Source organism: Corallococcus praedator (assembly GCF_003612125.1).
Lineage (GTDB): Bacteria > Myxococcota > Myxococcia > Myxococcales > Myxococcaceae > Corallococcus > Corallococcus praedator.
The window spans coordinates 1-426 of sequence record NZ_RAWI01001141.1 but is presented as its reverse complement, the minus strand read 5'-3'; the positions used below and the strand labels follow the sequence as shown (position 1 = coordinate 426).

Below are 426 nucleotides of genomic sequence, written 5' to 3'. Positions count from 1 at the left end.
GCCACCCTGCCCCTCCCCTGGGCCCCTTCGCAGACGCTTGCGGGTGGATTGGCCGGTTAACGGTCAACTCACCGGATAATCCGCCCGCGAAAGTGAGCCCCGCGGTTCTGCAGTGGCTCCCGACGGCAGCCGCAGTTAACCGGCCGGTTGATGGAGCGAGGCTGGTCTGCGGCCTCCCGCTGGGCCCTCAGGAAGTCGAGCAGCGCCGCATCGGTGAGCTCGCGGGCCGTGAGCGCCCTGCCCCTCAGCCAGGGCAGCAACTCCACGAAGTCCATCGCGGAGGCGCGCACGGTGCGAGGGGACAGCCCACGCAGCTCCAGCGAGCGTAGGAAGGCGTTGGCCTCGGCCACGTCGGCGCCGTCTCCCACCAGCCGGAAGGCTCGCGCCTCCCCCACGGGGCGAGCGCAGACGTTTGCCCTCCCGCCC

At 71.6% G+C, this 426-nt stretch carries 1 protein-coding gene; it reads right to left on the bottom strand.

Going from position 1 to position 426, the window contains the following annotated elements; genetic code table 11:
• Positions 1 to 68: 68 nt before the first annotated feature.
• A partial coding sequence (locus D7Y13_RS43430; protein WP_208734675.1) for a site-specific integrase occupies positions 69 to 426 on the bottom strand: 358 nt, incomplete at its 5' end.